Raw genomic sequence first — 25,253 nt, 5'->3', positions numbered from 1 at the left:
TTCTGGACTCTCAGCGGCACGGTGCGGTGCGGTGCGCGTCAGGGGGTCTCGCCGAAGCCCGCGGCGCCGAGCGCGCGCGAGATCGACGTCGCCGTCAGACGCACGAGATGGATCATGTTCTTGCCGTCGACGTCCTGCTCGGTGAGCGCCAGCGAGACCGCGGCGATCACCGTGCCGTCGGCGCCGAAGACCGGTGCGGCGACGCTCACGTGGATGTGGTCGACCTGGCGGTCGCTGACGGCGTAGCCGCTGCGGCGGATGTCGCCGAGCACGCGCGTGAGCGTCTCGCGATCGGTGTAGGTGCGCGGGGTGAACTGCTCGAGGTCGCCCTCGATGACCTCGGTCCTGACCTCCTCGGGCGCGTGGGCGAGCAGCACCTGCCCGATCGCCGTCGCGTGCATCGGGTAGCGGTTGCCCACGAGCGGACGGCGGGCCGGGCGGCGTGGGCTCTGGAAGCGTTCGATCGAGATCAGCTCGCTGCCCTCGCGGATGGCGAGGTGGGTGGCGTAGCCCGTCGTCTCGTACAGGTCCTGCATGTACGGGCGCGCCAGGCGCTGCAGGCCCACGGCACGCGGCGCGAGCGAGGCGACCTCCCACAGGCGCAGGCCGATGCGGTAGCGACCCTCCGTCTCGCGCTCCAGGGCGCCCCACTCGGTGAGGCGCTGGACGATGCGATGGCAGGTCGCGATCGGCAGATCCGTGCGGCGGCTGATCTCCGAGAGCGTCTGACGCACCCGGCCGCCCTGGAAGGTGCCGAGGATCGTGAAGGCCCGGTCGATCACCGAACGCGCCGATGCGTCCTGAGGCCCCGCGTGCTCCGTCGTCACCCTCCCAGTATGGCGGCGCGCGGCTTTCCGCACAGCGAAAGTGCCCGTTCTCGCCTTCCGTTCCCGAAAAAGCGGCCACTCTCGGCGGGAACGGGCACTCTCGGCGCGCTCAACGCGGCAGGCGCGCGCCGACCCGCTCGAGATGCGCGTTGACGAACCGGCCCTCGGGGTCCAGGCGCTCGAAGACCGCGCGGGCGTCGGCGACGCGGGGATGCACCGCCGCGATCCGCTCGGCGTCGAAGGCGTGCTGCTTTCCCCAGTGCGGCCGCGCGGCGAAGGAGGCGAGGGCCTCCTCGATGTGCGGGATGACCTCGGCCACCTCGGCTATGCGGTCGTGCCAGGTGAAGTGGATGGCGAGCACGTCGCGCTCGTACGCCGGGCTCAGCCAGAGTCCGTCGCGGGCCGCGGTGCGCAGCTCGCTCACGACGAGGTGCGGGCGGATCATCGGGGCGAGGCCGCGTATCGCGCGGAGGGCGTCGGGCGCGACCGACCGATCGACGAAGTACTCCGTCTGGATCTCGGCGCCGAACGACGGCTCACGGTCGAGGCGGAAGTGCGGCAGGCGCAGCATCCAGGGTCCCGGAACCCCGCCGAGCTCCGTCACGTTGTCGTGGCTGCCGAGGGGCGAGTCGTTGTGGACGATCGCCCCGTCGAGGAGCGCGGGGGGAACATCGTCGTCGTCGGAGGCCAGGCGCGTCTTCACCCAGACATAGCCGACCTCGTCGTCGTCCCAGCGCGTGAAGACCGACACGCTGTAGCCCGCGCCGGTCACCGCGTCGAGGTCGGCGAGCGCGGCGTTCCACGAGACGCGGCCGTAGATGTCTTGGCGCACCCGGTAGGTCGGCACGATGTCGAGTTCGACCTCCGTCACGATGCCGTACGCGCCGAGGCCGACGACCAGCGCATCGAAGTCGGGGTCGCCGCGGCGCACGTCGCGGACCTCGCCGTCGGCGCCGACGTAGCGCAGCGCCCGCACGCCGGTCGAGAGAACGGCGTTGCCGTTGCCCGATCCGTGAGTGCCCGTCGCCGTGGCCCCGGCGACGCTGATGTGCGGCAGCGACCCCATGTTGCGCAGCGCCCACCCCTCGGCCTCGAGCGCCTCCGCCAGCACGCCGTAGCGCGTACCCCCGGGCACCCGCACGGCGCGCGCGGCGCCGTCGATCTCGATACCGCCGTCGAGCGAGGTCAGGTCGATCAGCGTTCCGCCGGTGTCGGGCAGATCGGTGAACGAGTGCCGCGTGCCGAGGGCGTGGATGCGGTCGCCTCCACCGCGCACGAGCGCCACCAGTTCGTCGAGGTCGCGGGGGCGCGCCCGGTTCGCGGCGCGGTACGCGTAGGTGCCCGCCCAGTTCTTCGCGGGTTCGACCTGACCGTGCGTACCTTTGTCCATGCGAACAACCTATCCGCGCGACACGGGAGCCGAGGTCGCCACGGGCAGAATGACCGCGCGACGATCACCGCTCGCATCCGCCGATATAGCTAGATAATCTAGCGATATGTGGAATTCGTCGAAGCTCCGCTGGGTGGGACTCGTCTTCATCAGTATCGCCGTCTCGCTGATCATCGTGGACTCCACCATCGTCAACGTCGCCATCCCCTCGATCGTCGACGACCTCGGCATCTCGTCCACCGAGGTGCAGTGGGTGCAAGAGGCCTACACCCTCGTCTTCGCTTCGCTCCTCCTCGTCTTCGGCAGCCTCGCCGACCGCTTCGGGCGACGACGGATGCTGCTGATCGGCGTCGTGGTCTTCGTGATCGCATCCGTGGCAGCCGCGGTCGCCCCCACCGGCGGGCTGCTCATCCTCTCCCGCCTCGTGCAGGGCGTGGGCGGATCGATGATCCTCCCGACGACGCTGTCGCTGATCAACGCGACCTTCCGCGGCCGCGAGCGGGGCATCGCGTTCGCCGTCTGGGGTTCGACCATCGGCGGCATGGCCGCCGTGGGGCCGCTCCTGGGCGGATGGCTGACGACCGCGTTCTCGTGGCGGTGGGCCTTCGGCATCAACATCCCCCTCGGCATCGTGATCGTCGTCGGCGTGCTGCTCACGGTGGCGGAATCCCGCAGCGACCGTACCGAGCGCATCGACGGTGTCGGCGCGGTGCTGTCGGTGGTCACCATGAGCACCCTGGTGTTCGGTCTCATCGAGGGGCGCACCTACGGCTGGTGGCTCGTCGACACCGTGCCGACCCTCGGCGACGCGACCTGGCCGTGGGACCTCTCCCCGGTGCCGATCGCGTTCGCCGTCTCGCTGCTCGGGCTCGCAGCATTCATCGCCTGGGGCCTTGACCGCAGGCGCCGCGGCCGCTCGACGCTTCTCGTTCTCGGGTTGTTCGGCATCACCTCGTTCCGCAACGGCAACATCGCCGCGATGGTCGTCTCGCTCGGCGAGTTCGGCATCATCCTGGCCCTCCCCCTGTGGCTGCAGTTCGTGATCGGGTTCGACGCGCTCCAGACCGGCCTCATCCTGCTCGCCCTCGCGATCGGCTCGTTCGTGGCGAGCGGCGTCGCCGGGGCGCTCTCGGGTCGCGTCGCCCCCGTCTGGGTGGTGCGGGCGGGCCTCGCCGCCGAGATCGTGGGCGTCGCCGGGATCGCCGTCGTCATCGGCCCGGATGCGTCGTGGGTGCCGCTGGTGCCGTTCCTCTTCGTCTACGGCCTCGGCGTCGGGCTCGCCACCGCGCAGCTGACCGGCGTGGTTCTCGCAGACGTTCCGCCGTCGGAGGGCGGCCAGGCCTCGGGCACGCAGTCGACCTCGCGGCAGCTCGGCGCGGCGCTCGGCGTCGCGGTGCTCGGAACGGTGCTGTACTCCACCACGGCGGGGATCCTCGGAGCTTCCCTCGCCGACCAGGGGATCCCGCAGACGCAGAGCGACCAGGTCGTCTCCTCGGTGGTCGACAGCGCGGGTGCCGCCATCGCCGGGCTCGAGGCGTCGGGTCAGAGCGCCGAGGTCGCGGATGCGGCGAAGGAGGCCTTCTCCGACGGAACGCGGGCCGCCGCGTTCACCGCCGCCGGCTTCCTCACGCTCGGACTGCTGGCGACGATCTCGCTCGGGTCCGCAGCATCCACCCCCGCCCGCCGACGCGACGAGGCCGAGCCCGCCGACCGTCCGTAGCGCGGCCCGGCGCCCGGCCCCGCGGCTGCGATGCGTACGCCCGCGGCTCCGCGGTGCGAGGGTCCGTGACGCATGCCCGGAGCCGTCGGCCTACGGCCGCCGGCTCCCCGCCCGTCCCGATGCCAGCGTCGCGGCCCTCGCACCGCTCCGCCGCTCACCCGACTCCGCAGCATCCGGTCCCACGTAGGGTGGGAGGCTATGCCTGCTCTCCGCTCCGCCTCCCTCCGGCCCGCCGTCGACGTGCTGCGCGGATCACTGATCGGCGTCGTCGAGGTCATCCCCGGGGTGAGCGGGGGCACGGTCGCGCTCATCGTCGGGGTGTATTCGACGCTGATCGCGTCGGCGAGTCACGTCGTGCGCGGCACCCTCGCGCTGACCGACGTGCTGCGCGGTCGGGGCGCCGCCCGCTCGGGGGAGCACTTCCGCGCCGTGACGTGGCGCGTCGTCGTGCCGGTCGTGATCGGCATGGTGGTCGCCGTCATCGCCGGCGCTCGCATCCTCGCGCCGCTCGTCGCGGAGAACCCCGTGGAGACGCGCGCGGTCTTCGCCGGGTTGATCGCCGCATCCCTTCTCGTGCCCATCGGCATGGTGGGTCGCGCCTGGTCGTGGCGCCTCGTGCTCGTCACCGCCCTCGCGGCGGCGGCGTCGTTCGTTCTCAGCGGCCTCCCCGCCGGACAGGTCACCGATCCCCCGCTGGTGCTCGTCGCAGGGGCCGCCGCGATCGCGATCTGCGCGCTGGTGTTCCCCGGGGTGTCGGGCTCGTTCCTGCTTCTCGTGTTCGGCCTCTACGAGACCACCCTCGCCGCCGTGAACGACCGCAACCTCCCCTACCTCCTCGCCTTCGCCGTCGGCGCGATCGTCGGGCTGGGGTCTTTCGTCGGACTGCTGCGGATGCTGCTCGACACACACCCCGCGATCACGCTCGCGGTGGCGACCGGCCTCATGGCGGGCTCGCTGCGCGCCCTGTGGCCGTGGCAGGACCCGTCGGGTTCCGCCCTTCCTCCCGGCGACGACCTGTGGGGCGTGATCGCGCTGACCGCGATCGGCGCCGCGGTCGTGCTCGGTCTCGTGGCGATGCAGCACCGTCTCACCGACGGGCGCTCCCCCCGCTGACCCGCGCACGGGCGGCACGTCGCGACGGCCGTCATTGTACGAGTCACCGCCCGATCCGGAAGAAGGGTCGACGCGCCACGAGGAATGGCGCACGCTGGGCACTCCTACGAAGGAGTTCGACATGAGCGACAACGACCACTCGAAGAACGACCCCGACGGCGACGTCAAGCCCGACGGCCTGGGCAAGGACGGCACCATTCCGAACGAGCTCGGGGGCGTGGCCGCCGGACACACCGGCACGGCCTCCACGTTCGAACCGGAAGAGGACGAGCAGGCCGACTAGCGGTCTCAGCCTGCCGACGGACTGTGGTCGTCGACGTCGGGTTCTGCGCGAGCCACGTCGGCGACCTCCTCCTCCGGGCGGGGCGCGATCGTCTCGTCGACCTCGATCTCGGGAACGCTCGGCTCGCCGGGCTCGGGAATGCGGTGCGGTTCGGCGTGCTCGGCACCTGGTGACACGGTGACCCCTTCGTTCGACGGTCCGTCCAGCGTAGGCCCGCCCGCGCGCATGCGCCGAGCGGCGACGTAGACCGTGTTCGACGACGTGCCGCCGGTGAGCCGGTTGGCGAAGTCGACCACGTGCGCGGTCGCGTCGTCGAAGACCGACGACAGCGTCGACAGGAAGTCGGCGTCGGGCGGGTCATCCGACCAGAGGGCGAAGATGCCGCCGTCGGCGAGGTGGCGAGCGAGGGAGGCGAGCCCTGCTGCCGTGTAGAGGTCGGCGTGGCTCGGATCGAGCGTGTGGCGCGGGGAGTGGTCGACGTCGAGCAGGATCGCGTCGTACAGCTCGTCACCGACATCCGGCGCCCGCCGCACGACCGCGAAGAAGTCGTCGTTCACCAGCGAGACCCGCTCGTCGCGCACCAGCTGCGCGGAGACGGGGAGCAGCTCACGCTCGTGCCAGCCGATCACCGCGGGAAGGGCGTCGATGACGGTGATGCTCCCGACGCGCGCGTCGGCCCGTGCGGTCGCGGCGGTGTATCCGAGGCCGAGGCCGCCGACGAGCACGCGCAGGTCGTCCCCGGTCGCGGCCGCCAGCCCGAGCGTGGCGAGCTCCTCCTCGGCCACGGTGAACAGGCTCGACATGAGGTACTCGTCCTTGAGCTTGACCTCGTAGATCTGCTCGCCCGTCGAGGGATCTGCCCGCCGCCGGAGCGTCAGCTCACCCATCCGGGTGTCCTGCCAGTCGAGCTCTTCGAATCGCGCGCTCATGGATGTCTCGATCTCCGGCGCACGCGAGAGGGCGCGCCTTCGCCCGAGGCTACCCGGCGGGGTCGGATGCCGCGACCGAGGTCGCGCGCGGTCACAGGTGGGTGATCCCGCGCACTCGATGCCCGACCGCGATCGACTCGCCCGAGACGGCGGCGGCGAGAGGAGAGGCGAGGAAGGCGATGAGGTCGGCGATCTGCGCGGGCGACGACTCGCCGCCCCGACCCGGCTGCACGTCTGCGCGGGGCTCGTCGTTCACGCGGCCCGGGTTCACCACGTTCACCGTCACCCCCGACCCCGCGCACCCGTCGGCGAGGTTCTCAGCGGCGATGATCAGCGCCGCGTTGCGGATCGACCCGCGTACATCGCCCGTGATGAGCGCGTTCTGCCCGGCGACCCCGACGATGCGGCCGTAGCCGGCCTCGCGCATGAGCGGGAGCACGGCGTTCGCCGCGCGGAGGAACGTCATCGCCTTGCCGTCGACGGCGGCCAGCACATCCGCGGGATCGTCGGAGAGGGCCGGGTCGAGGGTCTGCGCCGCCGGCGCCGCCGTGACGATGAGCGCATCGAGGCGGCCGTGCTCGGCGAGCACGCCGGCGATGGCGGAGGCGACCGAGGCGTCGTCCGCAGCATCCACCACCACGTCGCCGGAGCTTCGGCCCGCACCCAGCGCGGTCGCGCCCTCGGCGCGCAGACGGTCGACCACCGCACGGCCGATGTAGCCGGTGCCGCCCACGACGAGGGCGACGTGTCCGTTCAGGGCCAGATCCATGGTTCCTCCGAGATTCGATCGACCCGTCGAGGCTACGCCTGCAGACCCGCCGTCGGCCGACGAGCCGCCTCAACCGGCGGCGGCCGCCTTCTCCCGGGCGCGCAGATCCTTCCGGAGGATTTTGCCCGAGGCCGACTTCGGGATCGCGTCGATGAACTCCACCCGACGCACCTTCTTGTGCGGCGCGACCCGCTCGGCGACGAAGCCGGCCACCTGCTCCTCCGTGAGGTCGGCGCCCGCGACCGCGACGACGAAGGCCTTCGGCACCTCCTGGCCGTCGTCGTCCGACACTCCGATCACCGCAGCATCCGCGACCTCCGGATGCGACAGCAGCAGCGCTTCGAGCTCGGCGGGTGCGATCTGATAGCCCTTGTACTTGATCAGCTCCTTCAGCCGGTCGACGATCGCGAAGTAGCCGTCGACGTGATGCACGCCGATGTCACCGGTGTGGAGGAAGCCGTCGGCGTCGATCGTCTCGGCCGTGGCGTCGGGGCGGTTCAGGTAGCCGAGCATGACGTTCGGCCCCCTCACCCAGATCTCGCCGGGAGCGGTGAGTCCGTCGGCGCCGTGCTCGTCGATCTCGGCGCCCGAGTCGACGTCGACGAGCTTCGCCTCGACGTTGGGCAGCAGCACCCCGACCGCGCTCTCGGGCACGTCGTCGCGGTCGAACGGCGTGGCGTGCGAGACGGGACTCAGCTCGCTCATGCCGTACCCCTGCAGCACGTGGGCGTTCAGGCGACGCGCGGTGGCCCGCGCCGTCTCGCCGTCGAGCGGGGCGGCGCCCGAGAAGACGGTGTGCACGCTCGAGGTGTCGAAGTCGTCGACGACCGGGTGCTTGGCGAGCGCCACCGCCACGGGCGGGGCGATGAACAGGAACGTGCAGCGGTGGTCCTGGATGCTGCGGAGGAACTCGACGAGGTCGAACCGGGGCATCGTCACCAGGCTCGCCCGCTGGCGCAACGCGAGATTCAGCAGAACCGTCATGCCGTAGATGTGGAAGAAGGGCAGAACCGCGAGCACGCGGTCGTCGCGCCCGAGGTTGATCGCGATGCGGCACTGCTCGACGTTCGCGACGAGATTGCGGTGCGAGAGCATGACACCCTTGGCCATTCCGGTCGTGCCCGAGGAGTACGGGAGAACCGCAACGTGGGTCGCCGGGTCGAACGACACGGCGGGAGCCGTCCGCCCTTCGGCGAGGAGCGACCGCAGATCGGGGTGCCCGTCGGCGCCGTCGAGCACGATGATCCGCTCGTCGGGGATGCCCACGGCCCGCGCCGCCTCGGCGGCGTGCTCGAGGAGGGGCGAGATCGTGACGACCCAGGTCGCTGCGGAGTCGCGCAGCTGCTCCTCGATCTCGTGCGCCGTGTAGAGCGAGTTGACGGTCGTCGCGACGGCTCCCAGGCGCAGCACGCCGTGGAACACCGTCGCGAACGCCGGCACGTTCGGGCACAGCATCGCGACGACGGTGCCGACCTCGACACCCCGGTGGGCGAGAGCACCCGCGAACGCCTCGACCTGGCCGCGCAGTTCGCCGTAGGTCGTCTCGGAGCCGGCCTGCGGATCGATCAGCGCCACACGGTCGAGGTCGGAGTCGTCGAGCGATGCGAACAGGTACTCGTAGACGCCGACATCGGGGATGTCGAGGGCGTCGTAGGGGCTGATGAACATGCGGAGCACCTCTCGCTTCGTCGCGAACATGTCGCCGCCCGCGGGCAGCGATCGGATGCTCCACTCTCACCCCGATGAGACGCTGCAGGGAACCCCTTGCGCCCAGGTCGCGCCGACCCTCCGCCGCGCGCCCCGGCGCACGGCCCGCGCCCGAGCGCACGGGCTGAGCACGTACGCACGCCGTGCTCTGGGGCGGACGTCGTGCTTTCGGGGTGGATGCTCGCACTGGCACTTGCGCGACGAGGCCCGTAACGTCGGCGGGATGACCGCCCCGACGACCCGTCGCATCGAGCTGACCCTGCGCAAGCCCTGGTTCGCGCTCTACGCCGGCGTGCGGCCGACCCTCGTGCTCGACGGGCGCGGCCAGCCGACCCAGTGGGGCCTGGGCACGTGGCAGGTGCCGAGCGACGGTGCGACCGTCGCGATCTTCCTCTTCAACCGCGTCTGGCGGTTCGGGCAGGCGGAGTTCGCGCTCTCCGCGGATGACCGCTCGCTCGTGTACCGGGCTCCCTGGCTGCCGTTCCTTCGCGGCAGCATCCGCCCGGCACCTCCCGCGACCGTGCAGGCCTGACCCGTGGACGCCGACTGGATCGAGTACCGCCGCTCCGACGACGGCGAGCGCGTGGGGTGGATCGCGCCCGAAGGCGACGGCTTCGTCGCGATCGACCTGCTCGGGCGCCCACGCACCGGAGTCGTCGAGTGGATTCGGGCGGAGGAGACCCTCGACGAGCTCGGGATCGGCTACCTCGCCGACCCGCACGAGGTGCGGTTGGACGACGGCTCCTGGCTGCGCGTGAGGATCGCCGAGGTCTCCCCCTCCGGCATCCGCGTGAAGAAGGACGACTGGGGCGACATGACCGCGCCCCAGGTCTCCTACGCGGTCGACTTCCCCGTCAGCGACGACCGCCTGCGCCCGCTCACATCTCGCGGGTGATGGTCACCTTCACGTTGAGCGCCGACTTGAACGGACCGGCGTACACGCCGCGCAGCGGCGGCACGTCGTTGTAGTCGCGCCCCCGGCCGACCAGCACGTGACGGTCGCCGATCTCGATGTTGTTCGTGGGGTCGAAGCCCTGCCAGTCGCCGGCGAACCACTCCACCCACGCGTGCGACTCGCCCGTGACGGCCACGCCCACCTCGGCGTTCGGACGCGGGTGCAGGTAGCCCGAGACGTACCGGGCGGGGATCCCCACCTCGCGGAGGGCGCCGAGGGTGATGTGCGCGATGTCCTGACACACGCCCTTGCGCGCGACCCACGCCTCGTGAGCCGTGGAGAGCACGCTGGTCACGCCGTGCATGTACTCGACCGCATCGCCGAGGGCCTCCGCGATCGCGTGCGCTGCGGCACCGGGGTGGTCGTGCTGACCGGCGATGGACCGCGCGATCTCGGCGACCTCGGGGTGGGGCCGCGTGCGCGCCGTCTGCGTGAGCTGCTCCACCGTCGCGATGGAGCGCTCGGCCTCGGCCGCCAGCGACTCCCACGACACGTCGAGATGCTGGATCGGGCGGGGTCGCACCTCGACGAGCGAGCGAGCGGTGATGCTCAGGTCGTCGTGGGGCGAGAGCACGTCGAACGCGCTGACGCGGGTGCCGAAGTAGTCGATGTACTGGTTCACCGACGTCGAGGGGTCGATGTCGAGCGATGAGCTCAGCACGAACTGACTGTCGGTCGAGACCGGCAGCATCCTCGCCTCGTTGTACGAGGCCGACACGTCGCCCTGGTACGAGAAGCCGGTCGAGTGCTCGATGCGCAGTCTCTTCACGAGATCTCTCCGATCCAGCTCGGCTCCGCCTGCGTCGGGAAGAAGCGCTGGCGGATGGCCTCGGATGCTTCGCGCGTCACCTTCTGCACTCGCTTCATGTGGTGCGGCAGCTCCGAGAGCACGTCGCTGATGGGGCTGTATTCGAGGTCGTTGCGGATCTGCCCGAGGGCCCTCAGCACCGTGTTCGAGTGCCCGACACGATCGGCGCGCGGGTCGATGAGGCTCATGCACTCCTCCGCGCGCTGGATCGAGTAGATGATCGAGCGGGGGAAGAGACGGTCGAGCAGCAGGAACTCGGCGGCGTTGTGGGCGCTCGGCATGCCGCGGTAGGTGCGCAGGTAGGGCTCGTACGCCCCGCACGAGCGCAGGATGGTCGTCCACGACGGGCCGGATGCTTCGGTGAGCGACCGCGTCGCGAGAAGCCGCGCCGTCATGTCGGCCCGCTCGATGCTGCGACCGAGGGTGAAGAACTGCCAGGCCTCGTCGCGGCTGGTCGAGGAGTCGACGATGCCGACGGCGAGGGCGGCGCGTTCGCGCACCCAGCCGAAGAACTCCGACACCTTCTCGGTCTGCAGGCGCCGGGGCATGCGCGAGTTCGAGGTGTTCAGGGTCTCCCACAGCTCGGTGGAGACGATCTCGCGCGCCCGCCGGGCGTTCTCGCGCGCGGCCGTGAGGGCGTACGAGATGCTCGCCGGATTCATGCGATCGATGGCGAGGCGCTGCAGCACGTCTTCGCGGCGCACGTGCTCGAGACCCTCGGGCTGGGCCGAGCCCATCACGCTCAGCAGCGACCGGCAGGCGGTGTCTTCGTCGATCCAGGGGTCTTCGAGAAGCAGCTGCAGGTGCACGTCGAGGATGCGCGCTGTCCCGTCGCTGCGCTCGATGTAGCGCCCGATCCAGAACAGCGATTCGGCGATGCGGCTCAGCATCCGACACCGTCCTGGGCCTGCTGCTGCTGCTGTTCGGCCTGCGGTCCGTGCTCGGGGTCGGACTGCTGCTGCTGCTCCTGCTGCTCGCTGCGCGTGAGGGGGCGGTCGTGGGGCGAGACGACCGGCGCCGGCTGCCCGTCGTAGATGATCGGGATCGCCTCTGTCACCGTCGCCGCCTGATCGGCGACGAGGCCGGCGAGTCCGACGCCCTGCCCGTACTCGACGTGACCGGGGGCCGAGCCGCCGACGATCCAGGTGTCTTTCGATCCGCCGCCCTGGCTGGAGTTCACCACGAGCTGCCCCTCGGGGAGCGCGACGCGGGTGAGCCCGCCCGGCAGCACCCAGACGTCCTCTCCGTCGTTGACCGCGAAGGGCCGCAGGTCGGCGTGGCGCGGACGCATGCCGTCCTCCACGAGTGTGGGGATCGTCGACAGCATGACCACCGGCTGTGCGATCCAGCCGCGCGGATCGGCGAGCAGGCGCGTGCGCAGCTTCTCGAGTTCGGAGGGCGACGCGTCGGGCCCGACGACGAGCCCCTTGCCGCCCGACCCGTCGACCGGCTTGACCACGAGCTCGTCGAGGCGGTCGAGCACCTCTTCGAGGGCGTTCGGGTCTTCCAGGCGCCAGGTGTCGACGTTCTTGAGGATGGGCTCCTCGGCCAGGTAGTACCGGATGAGGTCGGGCACGTAGGTGTAGACGAGCTTGTCGTCGGCGACGCCGTTGCCGACCGCGTTGGCGATCGTGACGTTGCCCAGGCGCGCGGCGAGCATCAGTCCGGGGGCGCCCAGCATGGAGTCGGCGCGGAACTGCAGCGGATCGAGGAACTCGTCGTCGACGCGACGGTAGATGACGTCGACGCGCTGCGGTCCGCGGGTGGTGCGCATGAAGACCTTGCCACCGGCGGTGAGCAGGTCGCGCCCCTCGACGAGCTCCACGCCCATGAGGCGGGCGAGCAGGGTGTGCTCGAAGTACGCGGAGTTGTAGACGCCGGGGGTCAGCACGACGACGTTCGGGTCTTCGATCCCGGGCGGGGCCGAGGCGCGGAGGGCCGCGAGGAGCTTGTTCGGGTAATCGCCGACGGGGCGCACGCGCATCGAGACGAAGAGCTCGGGAAGCGTCTGCGCCATCACGCGGCGGTTCGAGATCACGTAGCTCACGCCCGAGGGCACGCGCACGTTGTCTTCGAGCACGCGCATCTCGCCGTTCTCGTCGCGGATGAGGTCGATGCCCGAGACCTGGATGCGCACGCCGTTGGCGCTGCGGATGCCCGCGGCCTGGCGGTAGAAGTACTGCGACGACGAGATCAGGCGCGCGGGGATGACGCCGTCGCGCACGGCGTGCTGGTGGCCGTAGGCGTCGTCGAGGAAGGCCTCCAGCGCCTTCACGCGCTGCTTGACGCCGGCTTCGACCTTCGACCATTCGTCGTAGGTGATCACGCGCGGCACCGCGTCGAGCGGGAACGGGCGCTCCTCGCCGGCGAAGTCGAACGTGACGCCCTGCGCGAGGTACGAGCTCGCGAGCGAATCGGTGCGGCCCCGCAGCTCCTCCTGCGTCATCTTCGCGAGCGCCTGGTAGAGCTCGCGGTACGCGGTGCGCGACTCGGCCGCCTCACCGGGATGGGCGGGGTGGCCGAACATCTCGTCGAAGGCGGGTACCCCCGAGGCCGTCTTGCGCGGCGCCAGCGTGGAGCCGTATCCGTCGAACAGGTCGCCCATCCCCTGAGCCTATCCCCGCCCGTGTTGCGGCATTGTTTCGCCCCGCAGCATCCGCGGACCCGTCTCCGGCGTCGAGACCATACCGTCTCGCCGAGATGACATCCCGCCCGCGTCGAGGAGCTGTCGGTTCGGCGACACGACGGCGTCTCGAGAGGAACGGATGCTGCGGGCCGGGCCGCCGCGCTAGAGAGCGCCCAGCGCGGCTGCGCGGGTGAGCAGGGCGCGCGCCCGGGCGAGCGCGGGGGCGTACGAGCCGTCGACGTCGCCCGTAGGTGTGGCCTCGGCGAGCTCGCGGGCCTGCGCGATGGCCGCGGGAGAGGGGGTGAAGCCCGCGTGCGCGTCGTCGACGGCGGCCGGGTCGAGAGCGAGCGTGCCCGTGAAGCCCATCGCCAGCGCGTGGTCGGCGGCATCCCGGGCCGCAGCGACCTCTCCGCACGGCCCGTCGATCGGACCGGGCAGGCCCGCGGCGGCGCTCGCGACGGTTAGCTGCGCACGCGGCCACGCCAGCGCCATCCGATCGGCGGCCATCCCCGTGTCGCGGCGGAAATCGCCCGTGCCGAACGCGAGACGGGCGGTGCGGGGGTGCGCGGCGATCGTCGGGGCGGCCAGCAGCGCCGCCGCCGATTCGATCATCGGCACGACGGGCACCCCGTCGCCGAGAGCGGCCGAGACGCGCTCGACGTCGTCGGGCCCGGCGCACATCGCGAGCACGACACCCCCGAGGGCGTCACCGGCCCGCCGGCACAGATCGAGATCGGCGAGGCCGTCGGCCGTGCCGGGCGGGCTGATGCGCAACCAGGCGCCGGCGGCGGGGCCGCGAAGCATCCGCAGCGCCCTGTCGCGCCCTTCGCTCTTGCGCGCGGCGGGGAGGCCGTCTTCGAGGTCGAGGACGAGCACGTCGGCCGGGCACTCGGCCGCGGCGATGAGCGGCGAGCGCAGCAGCCAGGTGCGCGCGTGGGCGAACTCCACGACGGCGGCCCGCGCCGCGGTGGAAGCGGATGACTCCACCCCCACCGCAGCGCCCGTGATCGTCGAACTCACGCGTCGCCCTTCGGCGCGGCGCCCGAGGCGGCCCGGGCGCGGAACGCGTCGAGAGCCTGCGTGTCGACGGTGACCTCGTCGCCGGCGGCGACGTCCTGCGCCGCCGCGGCGGCCGGGCCGTGTCCGTCACCGGTGAGCATCGCCTCGTCGAAGGGCAGCCGGCCGGCGAGCACCTCGCGGCCGCGGTCGGCGTCGTACTGCTTCGTCCAGGTGCCGATGAGCACGGTGGCGACCGCGTTGCCGGTGAAGTTGGTGACGGCGCGGGCCTCCGACATGAAGCGGTCGATCCCCACGATCACACCGACGCCGTCGACCAGGTCGGGGCGGTAGGCCTGGAGACCGCCGGCGAGTGTCGCGAGTCCCGCTCCGGTGACCCCCGCGGCACCCTTCGACGCGATGATCATGAAGACCATGAGGCCGATCTGCTCGCCGAGGGCCATCGGCTGACCCATCGCGCTGGCGATGAACAGCGACGCCATCGTCAGGTAGATCGCGGTGCCGTCGAGGTTGAAGGAGTACCCGGTGGGCACCGTGATGCCGACGACGGGCTTCGTGACGCCGAGGTGCTCCATCTTCGCGATGAGGCGCGGGAGCGCGGCCTCCGACGATGAGGTGCCGACGATGAGCAGGTATTCGCGGGCGAGGTACTTCATCAGCTGGAAGATGTTGATCCGCGCGACGACGAGCAGCAGCGTGCCGAGCACGATCGAGATGAAGAGGAAGCAGGTGAGATAGAACGCGAACATCAGGATGCCGAGGCTGAAGATGGCCTGCACGCCCGTCTTGCCGACGACGGCGGCGATCGCGCCGAACGCTCCGAGCGGGGCGAGCCAGAGGATCATGCCGAGGATGCGGAACACCAGCACCTGGAAGCTGCGCACCGACTCCACGATGCGCGCGCCGCGCTCACCCATGGCCTGCAGCGCGAAGCCGACGAGGAGCGCCACGAAGAGCACCTGCAGGATGCTGCCGCCGGTGAAAGCGGAGAAGAACGTGGTCGGGATGATGCCGAGCACGAAGTCGGTCGTGCTCTTCGCCTCGCCCTCGACCTGGTAGCTCGACGAGCCGATGTCGAGCCCCTCACCGGGGTGGATGACGTTGCCCACGACGAGCCCGATCACCAGGGCGAACGACGACATGATCAGGAAGTAGATCATCGCCAGGCCCCCGATCTTGCCGACGGTGGCCGCCTTCGCGATCGAACCGATGCCCACGACGATCGTGCAGAAGATGACCGGGGCGATCATCATCTTGATGAGGTTGACGAAGGCCTTGCCGATGGGTTCGAGCTGCACCGCGATGCCGGGGGCGGTCAGACCGACGATGATGCCGAGGGCCACGGCCACGATGACGGCGATGTAGAGCCAGTGATTGCGGTCGATCCGACGGCGGATGCGGCCGTCGCGGGTGGTGCGGAGTGAGAAGGCCATGATCGTCCATCCCTCTTTCTGACGACGTTGTCGCGCCGACGGGAAGGGCCGGCGATGCAACGACTGTGCTCCGGCGGAGCGCCGGGTCGGAGTTGTGGTCGTATTGTTCTCGGCAGTTCGGACGAGGAGGTGGATGGATGCAGTTGAGCTTCAGCGCTCGTCTGGCCCTCGCCGCCCTCGCCGCCGTGCTCGTCCTCGCCGGCGCCCTGGCCGCCATCCTGGCGTTCCAGCTGTCCGACTCCGGCCGGCGCGAGACGGCGGCGGTCACGAGCGCGCTCGCCGAGACGCTGTCGCGTGATCCCGGCGTTCCCGGGCTCGTGCGCGCCCGCGACTCGGAGGCCCTGCAGCCGTTCGCCGAGGCGGTGATGGACGAAGCCCACCTGTCCTTCGTCACGTTCATGACACCCGACGGCACCCGCCTGACCCATCGCGACCCGGCCGAGATCGGCCGCCCGTACCTCGGCTCGCGAGAAGAGGCACTCGCCGGTGAGAGCTTCACGGAGGTCTACGAGGGCACGCTCGGGCCGTCGATGCGAACGATCGTGCCCGTCCGCGACGGCGGCGAGATCGTGGGGCTGCTCTCGGTCGGAGAGACCCTCGGCTCGGTCGAGGCCGAGCTCGCCCCCCGCGTGCCCCTGATCGTCGCGGCATCGGCGGCGATCGTCTCGCTGGGGGTGCTGGGCGCCCTGTTCGTGCGCCGCTCGGCGCGGCGCGTGACCGGCACGCTGACCCCCGAAGCGCTCGGCCGCATGGTCGAGAACTACGAGACCGTGCTGCATTCCATCCGCGAGGGACTCATCGTCACCGACGCCTCGGGCCGCATCCGCATGTACAACGACGAGGCCGCCGACCTGCTCGACCTGCCGCCCGCCCGATCGGGTCTGATCGACGTCGATCCGGCCGACCTCGTGGTCGACGACGCACTGCGCGACGCCCTGCTGAGCGGGCGACGCGTCGTCGAGGAGACCATCGCCAACGGCGAGCGCGTGCTGCTGGTGAACCAGGAGGAGGCGCGCGATCTCACCGGGCAGCGCGCCGGCCAGCGCGGGCGGGTCATGACCCTCCGCGACCGCTCCGAGCTGCGGGCCCTCATCGGCGAGCTCGACGGCGTGCGTCAGCTCACCGAGACCCTGCGGTCGCAGACCCACGAGCACGGCAACCGCCTCCACACCGTGCTCGCCCTGCTCGAACTCGGCCGCGTCGACGACGCGCGACGCCTCATCATCGAATCGACCGAGGGGCGGCAAGGACTCGCGGACCGGTTGGTGGCCGGGAGCGACGACGCCGTCGTGCTGGCGCTGCTCCTGGGCAAGCTCGACGACGCCGCGGAGCACGGCGTGCATCTCGACCTCGACGTGGACGAACCGACCCCGCACCTTCCCTTCTCCGCCGCCGAGACGGTGACGGTGATCGGCAACCTCGTCGACAATGCGCTGGATGCGGCGAACGCGGGCCCCCGGCCGGCCTGGGCGCGACTGGGCCTGCACGCCCGCGCCGACATGATCGAACTGGTCGTCGTCGACAGCGGCACCGGTTTCGATCCCTCCCTCGACGACCCCTTCGCGTTCGGCGCCTCGACGAAGGGTGCCGACGCCGTGGGGTCGCGCGGGGTCGGGCTCGCCCTCCTGCGCGATGTCGTCACGGCGCGGGGCGGAACCATCTCGATCACCACCGACCCGACGACGGTGACCGTGACGGTGGGGCGGGCCGCCCCGTGATCCGGGTGCTCGTCGTCGACGACGACGCTCTCGCCGTCGAACTGCACACCGCCTACGTCGAGCGCGTCGAGGGATTCGTCGTGGTCGGCCAGGCGGCCGGGGCCCGAGCCGCGATGACCGCCCTCACCGACCCGGCCCGCGCGATCGACCTGGTGCTGCTGGATATGACGATGCCCGACGGCGGGGGTCTCGACGTCGTGCGCCACCTGCGCGCGGCCGGATCGCGGGTCGATGTCATCGCCGTCACCGCGGTGCGCGACTCCGACAACGTTCGGGCCGCGGTGTCGGCCGGGATCGTGCACTATCTGATCAAGCCGTTCACCTTCGCGGCCTTCCGGGATCGCCTCGACGCCTACCGCACGTACGTCGAGGGGCTCGAACGCGCGGCCGGGAGCACGACGCAGTCGGAGGTCGACGCCCTCCTCGGGTCGCTCCGCGCCGCGCCCGCCCCGCTGCCGAAGGGTCTCTCCGACGAGACGCTCGCCGTCGTCGCCGAGCGCGTGCGACGAGCGGCCGGTCCGCTGTCGTCGACCGATGTGGCGGAGGCCGAGGGGATCTCCCGCGTCACCGCCCGCCGCTATCTCGAGCACCTCGCCGACACCGGACGCGCGCGGCGCGAGTCGCGCTACGGCGGTCCCGGCCGCCCGGAGATCGCCTACGCCTGGACGCGCTGAGCCCGCCTGAGAAGCCGCCGGGGGCTCGCCCCGCAGCATCCGCTCGTCCCTCCGACGGACGTACGCTGAGCGCATGCCCGTCGTGACCCGGCCTTCTCCTCTGCTGCCCGCCTTCGCCGGCGTGGCTTCGGTCGCGCTCGCCGCGGGTGCGGGCGAGCTCGTCGCGGGGCTCGTCGCCCCGGCATCGAGCCCGTTCGCCGCGGTCGGCGGCGCGATGATCGACCTCGCGCCCTCGTGGGCCAAAGACACCGCCATCGCGCTCTTCGGCACGAGCGACAAGATCGCGCTCCTCGTCGGCATCGGCGTCGTGGCCGCGATCCTGGCCGCCGGCGCCGGGGTTCTCGAGGCGCGCCGCCCGCCCTGGGGCCGCTTCCTCGTGCTCGCCATCGGCATCGGCGGCGCGGTGGTCGCCGCCACCCGCCCCGACGCTTCCGTCGCCTCCTGGTTCCCCGCGGCACTGGCCGGTGCGATCGGCGCGATCGCGATCCGCTACCTGGCCCGTTCGGCGGTGCGGTCGCAGGAGGCGGTATCGCGCACCGACGACGGCCCCGCCGATCCCGGCCGCCGCGGCTTCTTCGTCTGGGCGGGAGCGGTCACCGCGGCCGGCGTGGTGCTCGCGATCGCCGGCAGCGCGGTGCGTGCGGGCGCTCAGGCCGTGACCGCGGCCCGCGACGCGATCCGCCTGCCGACGCCCGCCTCGCGCGCGCCCGCGGTGGCCGCGGGGGCCGAGCTCGGGATCGACGGTCTCGCACCGGTCATCACCCCGAACGCGGACTTCTACCGCATCGACACCGCACTGGTCGTTCCCCAGGTGTCGACCTCCGACTGGTCGCTGCGCATCCACGGCATGGTCGAGCGGGAGGTCACGCTCACCTGGGATGAGCTCGTCGCCCTACCGCTGGAGGAGAGCATCACCACGCTGACCTGCGTGTCGAACGAGGTCGGCGGCGACCTCATCGGCAACGCGGTGTGGCTGGGCTATCCGATCCGCGAACTGCTCGCTCGCGCCCGCCCGAGCGCCGACGCCGACATGGTGCTCTCCCGCTCGATCGACGGATTCACGGCCTCCTCGCCGATCGAGGCGCTCACCGACGACCGCGACGCGATCCTCGCCGTGGGCATGAACGGAGAGCCGCTGCCGACCGAGCACGGCTTCCCCGTGCGGATGGTCGTGCCCGGTCTGTACGGATACGTCTCGGCCACGAAGTGGGTGACCGAGTTGGAGGTGACCCGCTTCGACGCGGCGACGTCGTACTGGACCGACCGCGGCTGGTCGGAGCGCGGACCGATCAAGCTCGAGTCGCGCATCGACGTGCCTCGCCGCAGCACCTCGCTCACCGCCGGCGACACCGTGATCGCCGGAGTCGCGTGGCAGCAGCACGTGGGGGTCTCCGGCGTCGAGGTGCAGATCGACGACGGCGAGTGGCAGCAGGCCACCCTGGCCTCGGCCATCAGCGACGACACCTGGGTGCAGTGGAGCCTGCCGTGGCAGGCAGCATCCGGCACCCACCGGCTGACCGTACGCGCGACGAACTCCGACGGCGAGACCCAGACCCCCGACCGCGCTGATGTCGTACCCGATGGTGCGACGGGCTGGCACTCGGTCGAGGTCAACGTGCGCTGACTCCTGCGCGAGACCGCACGCCCCTCGTCGAGCGGTTCCGGCGGGCAGGGCGGGCGGATGCTGCGCGTCAGACCGAGAGGACGTGGCGCAGCTGCTCGACGGCCCAGTCGAGCTCTGTGCCCCGCACCACCAGCGGCGGGGCGAGGCGGATCGTCTGCCCGTGGGTGTCTTTGACGAGCACGCCGCGTGCCAGCATCCGCTCGGCCACCTCGCGCCCGGTACCGACGGCGGGATCGATGTCGACACCCGCCCAGAGGCCGGCGACGCGCACCGCGGTCACGCCGTGCCCCAGGAGGGCCTCGAGCCTGGCGGCGAGGTGCTCACCGAGGGCCGCCGCGCGCGTCTGGAACTCCCCCGACGCCAGCATCTCGACGACCTGCAGGCCGACGGCTGCGGCGAGCGGGTTGCCGCCGAAGGTCGAGCCGTGCTCGCCCGGTCGGATGACCCCCAGCACGTCGCGGTTCGCGACGACGGCCGACAGCGGCAGGATGCCGCCGCCCAGCGCCTTGCCCAGCAGGTAGACGTCGGGAACGACGCCCTCGCGATCGCAGGCGAAGGTCGTGCCGACCCGGCCGAGCCCCGACTGGATCTCGTCGGCGATGAACAGCACGCCGCGCGCGGTGCAGAGCTCCCGCACGGCGCGGAGGTATCCCTCGGGCGGAATGACCACGCCCGCCTCGCCCTGGATCGGCTCGATCAGCACGGCGGCGGTGTTCTCGTCGATCGCGGCCTCGATCGCCGCGGCATCGCCGAACGGCACGTGCACGAAGCCCGGGGCGTAGGGGCCGAAGCCCTCATAGGCGACGGGATCGTCGCTGAAGCCGACGATCGTCGTCGTGCGGCCGTGGAAGTTGCCGTTCGCGACGATGATCTTCGCCGCATCCGGTGCGACGCCCTTGACGCGGTACGCCCAGGCGCGGGCGACCTTGATGCCCGTCTCGACCGCCTCGGCCCCGGTGTTCATCGGCAGCACGAGGTCTTTGCCGCACAGCTCGGCGAGAGCTGCGGCGAAGGGTCCGAGTCGGTCGTTGTGGTACGCCCGGCTGGTCAGCGTGAGCCGGTCGAGCTGCTCGCGAGCCGCGGCGAGGATCGCGGGGTGGCCGTGACCGAAGTTGAGCGCGGAGTACGCCGAGAGCAGGTCGAGGTAGCGCTTGCCCTCGACGTCGGTGACCCACGCGCCCTCGCCGCGCGAGATGACCACCGGCAGGGGGTGGTAGTTGTGCGCCAGGTGCTCGTCCTCCGCCGTGATGATCCGGAGGGTTCCGGTGTCGGTCGAGGTGATCATCGCGAGCCGCCGCGCAGTTCGAGGGTGCAGCACTTGATGCCGCCTCCGCCGAGCAGCAGCTCGGACAGGTCGATCAGCACCGGGTTGTAGCCGCGCTCGCGCAGCTGCGCCTCGAAGCCCTTCGCCCGGGGCGAGATCAGCACGTTGCGGCCGTCGCTCGCGGAGTTGAGCCCGAAGACCGCGCCGTCGGCGTCGTCGACCTGGATCGCATCCGGGTAGCGCTCGGCGAGGATGCCGCGGCCCACCTCGTCGAACGCGCTCGGCAGGTAGGCGATGTTCGCCCGCTCCACTCCCCCGGCCCCCTGCACGGGGTCGAGCACCGAGATCGCCGTGTCGAGGTGGTAGAAGCGCGGGTCGGTCAGCGTCAGCGACACGACCTCCTTGCCGAAGACCTCCCCCACCTCGCGGTGGCTGTCGCCTGTCGAGCGGAACCCGGTGCCGGCGAGGATCGTGTCGCCGACGAGCAGGAAGTCGCCCTCGCCCTCGTTGACCTCGACGGGCTCGGCGACGGTGTAGCCGTTGTCGCGGAACCAGTCCATGAACGCCGGCCCCTCGGCCGCGCGCTCGGGGAAACGGAACTTCGCGCCGTAGGCGATGCCGTCGATGAGGAAGCCACCGTTGGCGGTGTAGACCATGTCGGGCAGGCCCTCGAGCGGGTCGATGAGCTCGACCTCGTGACCGAGCGCGAGGTAGGTGTCGTAGAGCGTCCGCCACTGGCGCAGCGCCACGTCGGTGTCGGTCGGGCGGCTCGGCTCCATCCACGGGTTGATGCTGTAGCTGACCGTGAAGTGCTGGGGCCGGCACATGAGGTACCGGCGGTGCTGCGCGGTGCGCTCAGCCGGAGCGGAGGGGGCGGCGGTTTCGTTCGTGGACATGGGGCTCCTCGACTGTGCGTGTAGCAAGGGGCGGCGGACGCTGTCCTGGGGCCCGGCGGCTCTCCACCTCCACTCTCGACGAGAGCGAAGGGGACAGACAGACCCGGGCACGCCGCATCCATTCTGCACCCTCTCCCCTCCGACACCGAGAGACGAGGCGGACCGCGGCGAGGCCACCCGATTCCGGGCAGACCCGCTCGGGGCATCACTCTGGCGGGGCGTCAGAGGTGTTGCCGCGCGAGGTGAACTGGTTCCACAACCACTCGATCGTGCCGGCGAGGTCGACCTCCGGGTTGACACCCCATTGCGCCTGCAACCCGTCGGAGAGCGCGAAGAACACTCGGGCGACCTGCGCCGCGTCTACATCCGCGGGGAAGCTCCCCGCCAACTGACGCGCCTCGATGTCACGTCGCATGCTGGCGAGTACCTCGACCTCGCGACGGAGGAAGAACTCGTGCCCGGGATGCGAAGGGTCTGCAGCTGCCGCCGAGAGCGCGGTGTACAGGTGGACGAGCGCGGGCGCGTGGGTATTGTGCCGGGCGGCCCGGATGGTCATCGGCGCATCCCCGGGCGATGGCGCGAGATTCCGGCGGTTGACGATGTCGCGCTGGCGGAGCACCTCGACCAGCAGATTCTCCTTCGTTCCGAAGTGGTGGAGCAGACCCGCCTGCGTCATCCCCACTTCCGCCGCGATGTCGCGTAACGAGGTCGCACTGTACCCTTTGCGCTCGATGACCTCGAGCGCGGTCTCGAGGATGAGGTCCTGACTCTCCCTGCCCTGCGCATAGGTCCGCTTGCCCGCGCGTCTCTTCACCGGGGCGCTGGGCTGCCCCGCCACGAACAGAGGGCTCACGAGGTCGCCCGGCACGTCGGGGCGCGACGTCACCACCGCCGCAGCCGTACGCGGGACGTCGAAGGGGAGCGAACCCTCCGCGGGGGTTCGACCCAGGAGGACGTCCAGCACCGCAGCATCCGACGCCCCGAATTCTGCGAGGACCGCCGCGCAGTGCGGCAGCAGCGGCTCGAGGATCGCCGGACGGTCGAGATGCACCACCAGCACGACGGGCGCCGACGCGCTCAAGACCCGCAAGCGCTGCTCGACCTCCGGCGCGAACTCGAGAGACCCGGCGTGGAACGACGACTCGAGCATGTAACGATCGCGAGGCTCGAACGGTGCGCGCACGCGGAGGATGATGACCTCGGCATCCACCGGATCGCCCACCGGCTTCAGCCCGCCCCCCGACAACGCGGGGGCATCCATCTCCGGAGCGAAGACCTTGGCACCGCGCCGCAGCGGCAGCACCGACGATGATCCCGACCCATTGGCGAGAACCACGCTGGATCGACTCTGCGCCCGCTGACCCGCCGCCCGAGACTCGGCCGTACCCACCAGCTGGGCAGCAGCATCTTCGTCGACGTATGGGTTCTCGAAGAGCCCGAGCTCGAACTTGACCTTCAACAGCCGTCGCACGGATTCGTCGATGCGCGATTCGGTCACACGCCCCGACTCCACCAGCGAAATGATCCATTCCGGGCTCTCCTCGCCGCCCAGCTGGTCCGCTCCGGCCGCAAGGATCTTCTCGACGCGTTCGAGCTCGCTCAGGTGTTCAACCCCCCACGCGCGCGGTGGAAGGCGGCGGTCCCCGATACGCGACTCGGTGACGAGCCCCCAATCGGTGCAGATCACGCCGTCGAACCCCAGCTTTTCACGCAACAGCCCGGTCAGGATCTGACGGTTGAATCCGAACCCGACCTCCTCGATCGGCTCGCCGTCCAGGACGAGTCCCATGGGCACACCGTAGGACGGCATGATCGCGGGCACCCCTCGCTCGATGATCTTGCGGAAGGGCTCGAGGTGATACTCGAACATGCCGCCCAGGTAGTCCTGCTCCTTGCCGTAGGGGAAGTGCGGGTCCTCGCCGTCACGCTGCGGCCCACCGCCGGGGAAGTGCTTCGCCATGCAGGCGACCCCCGTCGGAGTCAGCTGCGCATCCCCTTCGAACCCGTCGATGTAAGCCAGTCCGAGACGCGCGACGACCTCGGCGTTCTGGCCGAAGGTGCTGTACTGCCGGGGCCAGCGCGGTTCCGTGGATACGTCGAGCGTGGGATGCAGCGCCGATCGTATGCCGAGGGCGAGGTACTCCTGGCGGGCGATGGCCGCGAACTCGCGGACGGCCGCCTCGTCACCCAGAGCTCCGAGACCGAGCGGTTCGGGCCACGCGGAGAGGTGATCCGCTGAGAACGAGGCGCCCGAGTTCTCGGTGAACGAGTGTCGAGGATCGGTCGATACCGTCACGGGGATTCCGTGCGGGCCTCGTTCGGCCAGCTTCTGCACCTCGTTGACCCAGCGCGCCATGATGCGCGGTTCGGGGATCTGGTGCACGTTCAGGTGGGTTACCAGGCGTGTCTCGACGAGTTCGCGAGCGGTCGGACGCCGATCGGAGAAGGGCACGCCGTCGACCGTGCCGTCGATCGTCACGCTCACGACCGACTGCACCATGAGTCCGGCCTTCTCAGCCAGCGACATGCGCGAGAGCAGATCGTCGACCCGTTCCGCCACCGAGAGCCGGGGGTCCTCGAAGGGATCCATCACCCCATTGCCGTTGAGGTCGCGATACACGGTTCCGTCGCTGTGGCGCGACGGGGTGGTGACGGTCAGCGCCGACGTCATGTTCGGTCCTCCTTCTTCGCCACGAGCAGGCGTCGTTCTTCACGCCGGGCGCGCTGCAGCGCGACATCGGCCACCGGGGCGGACATGAACAACCTTTGCGTATAGGGATGGGCAGGTCGAGCGGTCACCTGATCCACCTCGCCCTCCTCCACGACATCGCCCCGGTAGAGGACCATCACGCGATGGCTGATGTGGCGAACGACCCCGAGATCGTGCGAGACGAAGAGGTAGGCCACTCCCGTCGCCTCCTGGATCTCGACGAGCAGGTCGAGCACGCGCGCCTGCGTGGTCAGGTCGAGCGCCGAGACGGGCTCGTCGCAGATGATCAGTTTGGGCCCCAGCGCGATCGACCGGGCGATCGCGATGCGCTGACGCTGCCCGCCGGAGAACTCTCTCGGCAGGCGTCGATCGGCATCGCCGGGCAGCCCGACGCGGTCGAGCAGCTCGCGGATGCGCGCGTAGGCGTCTCGGCGGGTCCACCCCTGAATGAGCAGCGGCTCGGCGAGGATGTCGGCCACGGTCATCGACGGGTTCAGTGACGAGTACGGATCTTGGAAGATGACCTGCACGTCGCGAGCGAGCGATCGCCGCTCGGCCGCTCGGAGACGGGTGATATCGCGACCGTCGAAGGTGATCGTGCCCTGGGTGGGAGCGACGAGGCCCAGGATGGCTCGCCCGATCGTCGTCTTCCCCGAGCCCGATTCGCCCACCAACCCCATCGTCTCTCCGGGACGGATGTCGAGGGACACCCCGTTCAGAGCGGTGAAGGCCTTGCGACCGCTGCCGAAGACGACGTGAACGTCCTCGACTGTGAGAAGTGGCGCGATAT

General features: G+C 70.9%; 22 protein-coding genes. 8 read left to right on the top strand and 14 right to left on the bottom strand.

All coding sequences use genetic code 11. The annotated features are described in order from the left end of the window. Positions 1-38: 38 nt before the first annotated feature. Positions 39-827, bottom strand: a complete 789-nt coding sequence (locus DEU34_RS01070) for an IclR family transcriptional regulator (RefSeq protein ID WP_121148045.1) — start codon at positions 825-827, stop codon at positions 39-41. Positions 828-936: 109 nt separating this feature from the next. Then, the gene (locus DEU34_RS01065; RefSeq protein WP_121148043.1) at positions 937-2,217 is read right to left on the bottom strand and encodes a D-arabinono-1,4-lactone oxidase; all 1,281 of its coding nucleotides are present in this window, start codon (positions 2,215-2,217) and stop codon (positions 937-939) included. A 106-nt stretch (positions 2,218-2,323) separates the two neighbouring features. On the opposite strand from DEU34_RS01065, the gene DEU34_RS01060 reads away from it, so the two are divergent. The 3 genes from DEU34_RS01060 (at position 2,324) to DEU34_RS16135 (ending at position 5,333) form a co-directional block, all read left to right on the top strand. Then, a complete protein-coding gene (locus tag DEU34_RS01060) occupies positions 2,324-3,937 on the top strand; it encodes a DHA2 family efflux MFS transporter permease subunit (protein WP_121148040.1) in 1,614 nt (537 codons plus the stop codon). 198 nt (positions 3,938-4,135) lie between these two features. Beyond that, on the top strand, positions 4,136-5,050 hold the full coding sequence (locus DEU34_RS01055; RefSeq protein ID WP_121148038.1) for a DUF368 domain-containing protein: 915 nt from the start codon (positions 4,136-4,138) through the stop codon (positions 5,048-5,050). Positions 5,051-5,171: 121 nt separating this feature from the next. Beyond that, the gene (locus DEU34_RS16135; RefSeq protein WP_183042298.1) at positions 5,172-5,333 is read left to right on the top strand and encodes a hypothetical protein; all 162 of its coding nucleotides are present in this window, start codon (positions 5,172-5,174) and stop codon (positions 5,331-5,333) included. Between the two features lie 5 nt (positions 5,334-5,338). Here the strand turns inward: DEU34_RS16135 and DEU34_RS01050 are convergent, their stop codons facing one another. From DEU34_RS01050 to DEU34_RS01040, 3 genes are all read right to left on the bottom strand, one after another. Further along, positions 5,339-6,262 (bottom strand): spermidine synthase, encoded by a 924-nt coding sequence (locus DEU34_RS01050; RefSeq protein ID WP_310793497.1) that lies wholly within the window; start codon positions 6,260-6,262, stop codon positions 5,339-5,341. Positions 6,263-6,353: 91 nt separating this feature from the next. Further along, entirely contained in the window at positions 6,354-7,031 is a 678-nt protein-coding gene (locus tag DEU34_RS01045) for an SDR family oxidoreductase (RefSeq protein WP_121148037.1), read from the bottom strand. Between the two features lie 69 nt (positions 7,032-7,100). Further along, positions 7,101-8,699: an AMP-binding protein gene (locus DEU34_RS01040; protein WP_121149652.1), complete on the bottom strand. Its 1,599-nt coding sequence runs from the start codon at positions 8,697-8,699 to the stop codon at positions 7,101-7,103. Between the two features lie 262 nt (positions 8,700-8,961). Here DEU34_RS01040 and DEU34_RS01035 point away from each other — a divergent pair, with 262 nt between their 5' ends. Both DEU34_RS01035 and DEU34_RS01030 read left to right on the top strand, forming a co-directional pair. After that, positions 8,962-9,270, top strand: coding sequence for a hypothetical protein (locus DEU34_RS01035; RefSeq protein WP_121148034.1), 309 nt, complete (start codon positions 8,962-8,964; stop codon positions 9,268-9,270). A 3-nt stretch (positions 9,271-9,273) separates the two neighbouring features. Continuing rightward, the gene (locus DEU34_RS01030; RefSeq protein WP_121148032.1) at positions 9,274-9,633 is read left to right on the top strand and encodes a hypothetical protein; all 360 of its coding nucleotides are present in this window, start codon (positions 9,274-9,276) and stop codon (positions 9,631-9,633) included. Here the strand turns inward: DEU34_RS01030 and DEU34_RS01025 are convergent. The 5 genes from DEU34_RS01025 to DEU34_RS01005 all read right to left on the bottom strand — a co-directional run bounded on the left by DEU34_RS01025 (position 9,617) and on the right by DEU34_RS01005 (position 15,577). Then, positions 9,617-10,462, bottom strand: coding sequence for a transglutaminase family protein (locus DEU34_RS01025; protein WP_116648037.1), 846 nt, complete (start codon positions 10,460-10,462; stop codon positions 9,617-9,619). The two genes, DEU34_RS01030 and DEU34_RS01025, sit on opposite strands and share 17 nt — an antisense overlap. Further along, complete coding sequence (locus DEU34_RS01020; RefSeq protein WP_116648038.1) at positions 10,459-11,391, bottom strand: alpha-E domain-containing protein; 933 nt, start codon at positions 11,389-11,391, stop codon at positions 10,459-10,461. Before DEU34_RS01020 ends, DEU34_RS01025 begins: the two co-directional genes overlap by 4 nt. Further along, the gene (locus tag DEU34_RS01015) at positions 11,385-13,106 is read right to left on the bottom strand and encodes a circularly permuted type 2 ATP-grasp protein (protein ID WP_121148030.1); all 1,722 of its coding nucleotides are present in this window, start codon (positions 13,104-13,106) and stop codon (positions 11,385-11,387) included. The genes DEU34_RS01020 and DEU34_RS01015 overlap by 7 nt, the downstream gene beginning before the upstream one ends. A 183-nt stretch (positions 13,107-13,289) precedes the next feature. Then, positions 13,290-14,147: a CoA ester lyase gene (locus DEU34_RS01010; RefSeq protein WP_121148028.1), complete on the bottom strand. Its 858-nt coding sequence runs from the start codon at positions 14,145-14,147 to the stop codon at positions 13,290-13,292. Beyond that, positions 14,144-15,577 carry a cation:dicarboxylate symporter family transporter gene (locus DEU34_RS01005; RefSeq protein WP_121148025.1) on the bottom strand — a complete coding sequence of 478 codons (1,434 nt, stop codon included), beginning with the start codon at positions 15,575-15,577 and terminating at the stop codon, positions 14,144-14,146. Before DEU34_RS01005 ends, DEU34_RS01010 begins: the two co-directional genes overlap by 4 nt. A 137-nt stretch (positions 15,578-15,714) precedes the next feature. Here DEU34_RS01005 and DEU34_RS01000 point away from each other — a divergent pair, with 137 nt between their 5' ends. The 3 genes from DEU34_RS01000 to DEU34_RS00990 all read left to right on the top strand — a co-directional run bounded on the left by DEU34_RS01000 (position 15,715) and on the right by DEU34_RS00990 (position 19,593). Beyond that, positions 15,715-17,295: an ATP-binding protein gene (locus tag DEU34_RS01000; protein WP_121148024.1), complete on the top strand. Its 1,581-nt coding sequence runs from the start codon at positions 15,715-15,717 to the stop codon at positions 17,293-17,295. Beyond that, positions 17,292-17,969, top strand: a complete 678-nt coding sequence (locus DEU34_RS00995; RefSeq protein WP_121148021.1) for a response regulator — start codon at positions 17,292-17,294, stop codon at positions 17,967-17,969. Before DEU34_RS01000 ends, DEU34_RS00995 begins: the two co-directional genes overlap by 4 nt. A gap of 73 nt (positions 17,970-18,042) precedes the next feature. After that, positions 18,043-19,593: a molybdopterin-dependent oxidoreductase gene (locus tag DEU34_RS00990; RefSeq protein WP_121148019.1), complete on the top strand. Its 1,551-nt coding sequence runs from the start codon at positions 18,043-18,045 to the stop codon at positions 19,591-19,593. A 67-nt stretch (positions 19,594-19,660) separates the two neighbouring features. Here DEU34_RS00990 and rocD read toward each other — a convergent pair whose 3' ends face one another. From rocD to DEU34_RS00970, 4 genes are all read right to left on the bottom strand, one after another. Then, positions 19,661-20,878, bottom strand: coding sequence for an ornithine--oxo-acid transaminase (rocD, locus tag DEU34_RS00985; RefSeq protein ID WP_121148016.1), 1,218 nt, complete (start codon positions 20,876-20,878; stop codon positions 19,661-19,663). Then, on the bottom strand, positions 20,875-21,753 hold the full coding sequence (gene ddaH, locus DEU34_RS00980; protein ID WP_121148014.1) for a dimethylargininase: 879 nt from the start codon (positions 21,751-21,753) through the stop codon (positions 20,875-20,877). Before ddaH ends, rocD begins: the two co-directional genes overlap by 4 nt. A 205-nt stretch (positions 21,754-21,958) precedes the next feature. Continuing rightward, entirely contained in the window at positions 21,959-24,424 is a 2,466-nt protein-coding gene (locus tag DEU34_RS00975) for a glycoside hydrolase family 3 N-terminal domain-containing protein (protein WP_183042297.1), read from the bottom strand. After that, the gene (locus tag DEU34_RS00970; protein WP_121149651.1) at positions 24,421-25,251 is read right to left on the bottom strand and encodes an ABC transporter ATP-binding protein; all 831 of its coding nucleotides are present in this window, start codon (positions 25,249-25,251) and stop codon (positions 24,421-24,423) included. The genes DEU34_RS00975 and DEU34_RS00970 overlap by 4 nt, the downstream gene beginning before the upstream one ends. Between the last annotated feature and the right edge of the window lie 2 nt (positions 25,252-25,253).

It is taken from the genome of Microbacterium sp. AG1240 (assembly GCF_003635115.1).
In the GTDB taxonomy this organism is placed as follows: Bacteria; Actinomycetota; Actinomycetes; order Actinomycetales; family Microbacteriaceae; genus Microbacterium.
Note: the sequence above shows the minus strand (reverse complement) of the source record. Positions and strands in the feature narration are given on the sequence as shown.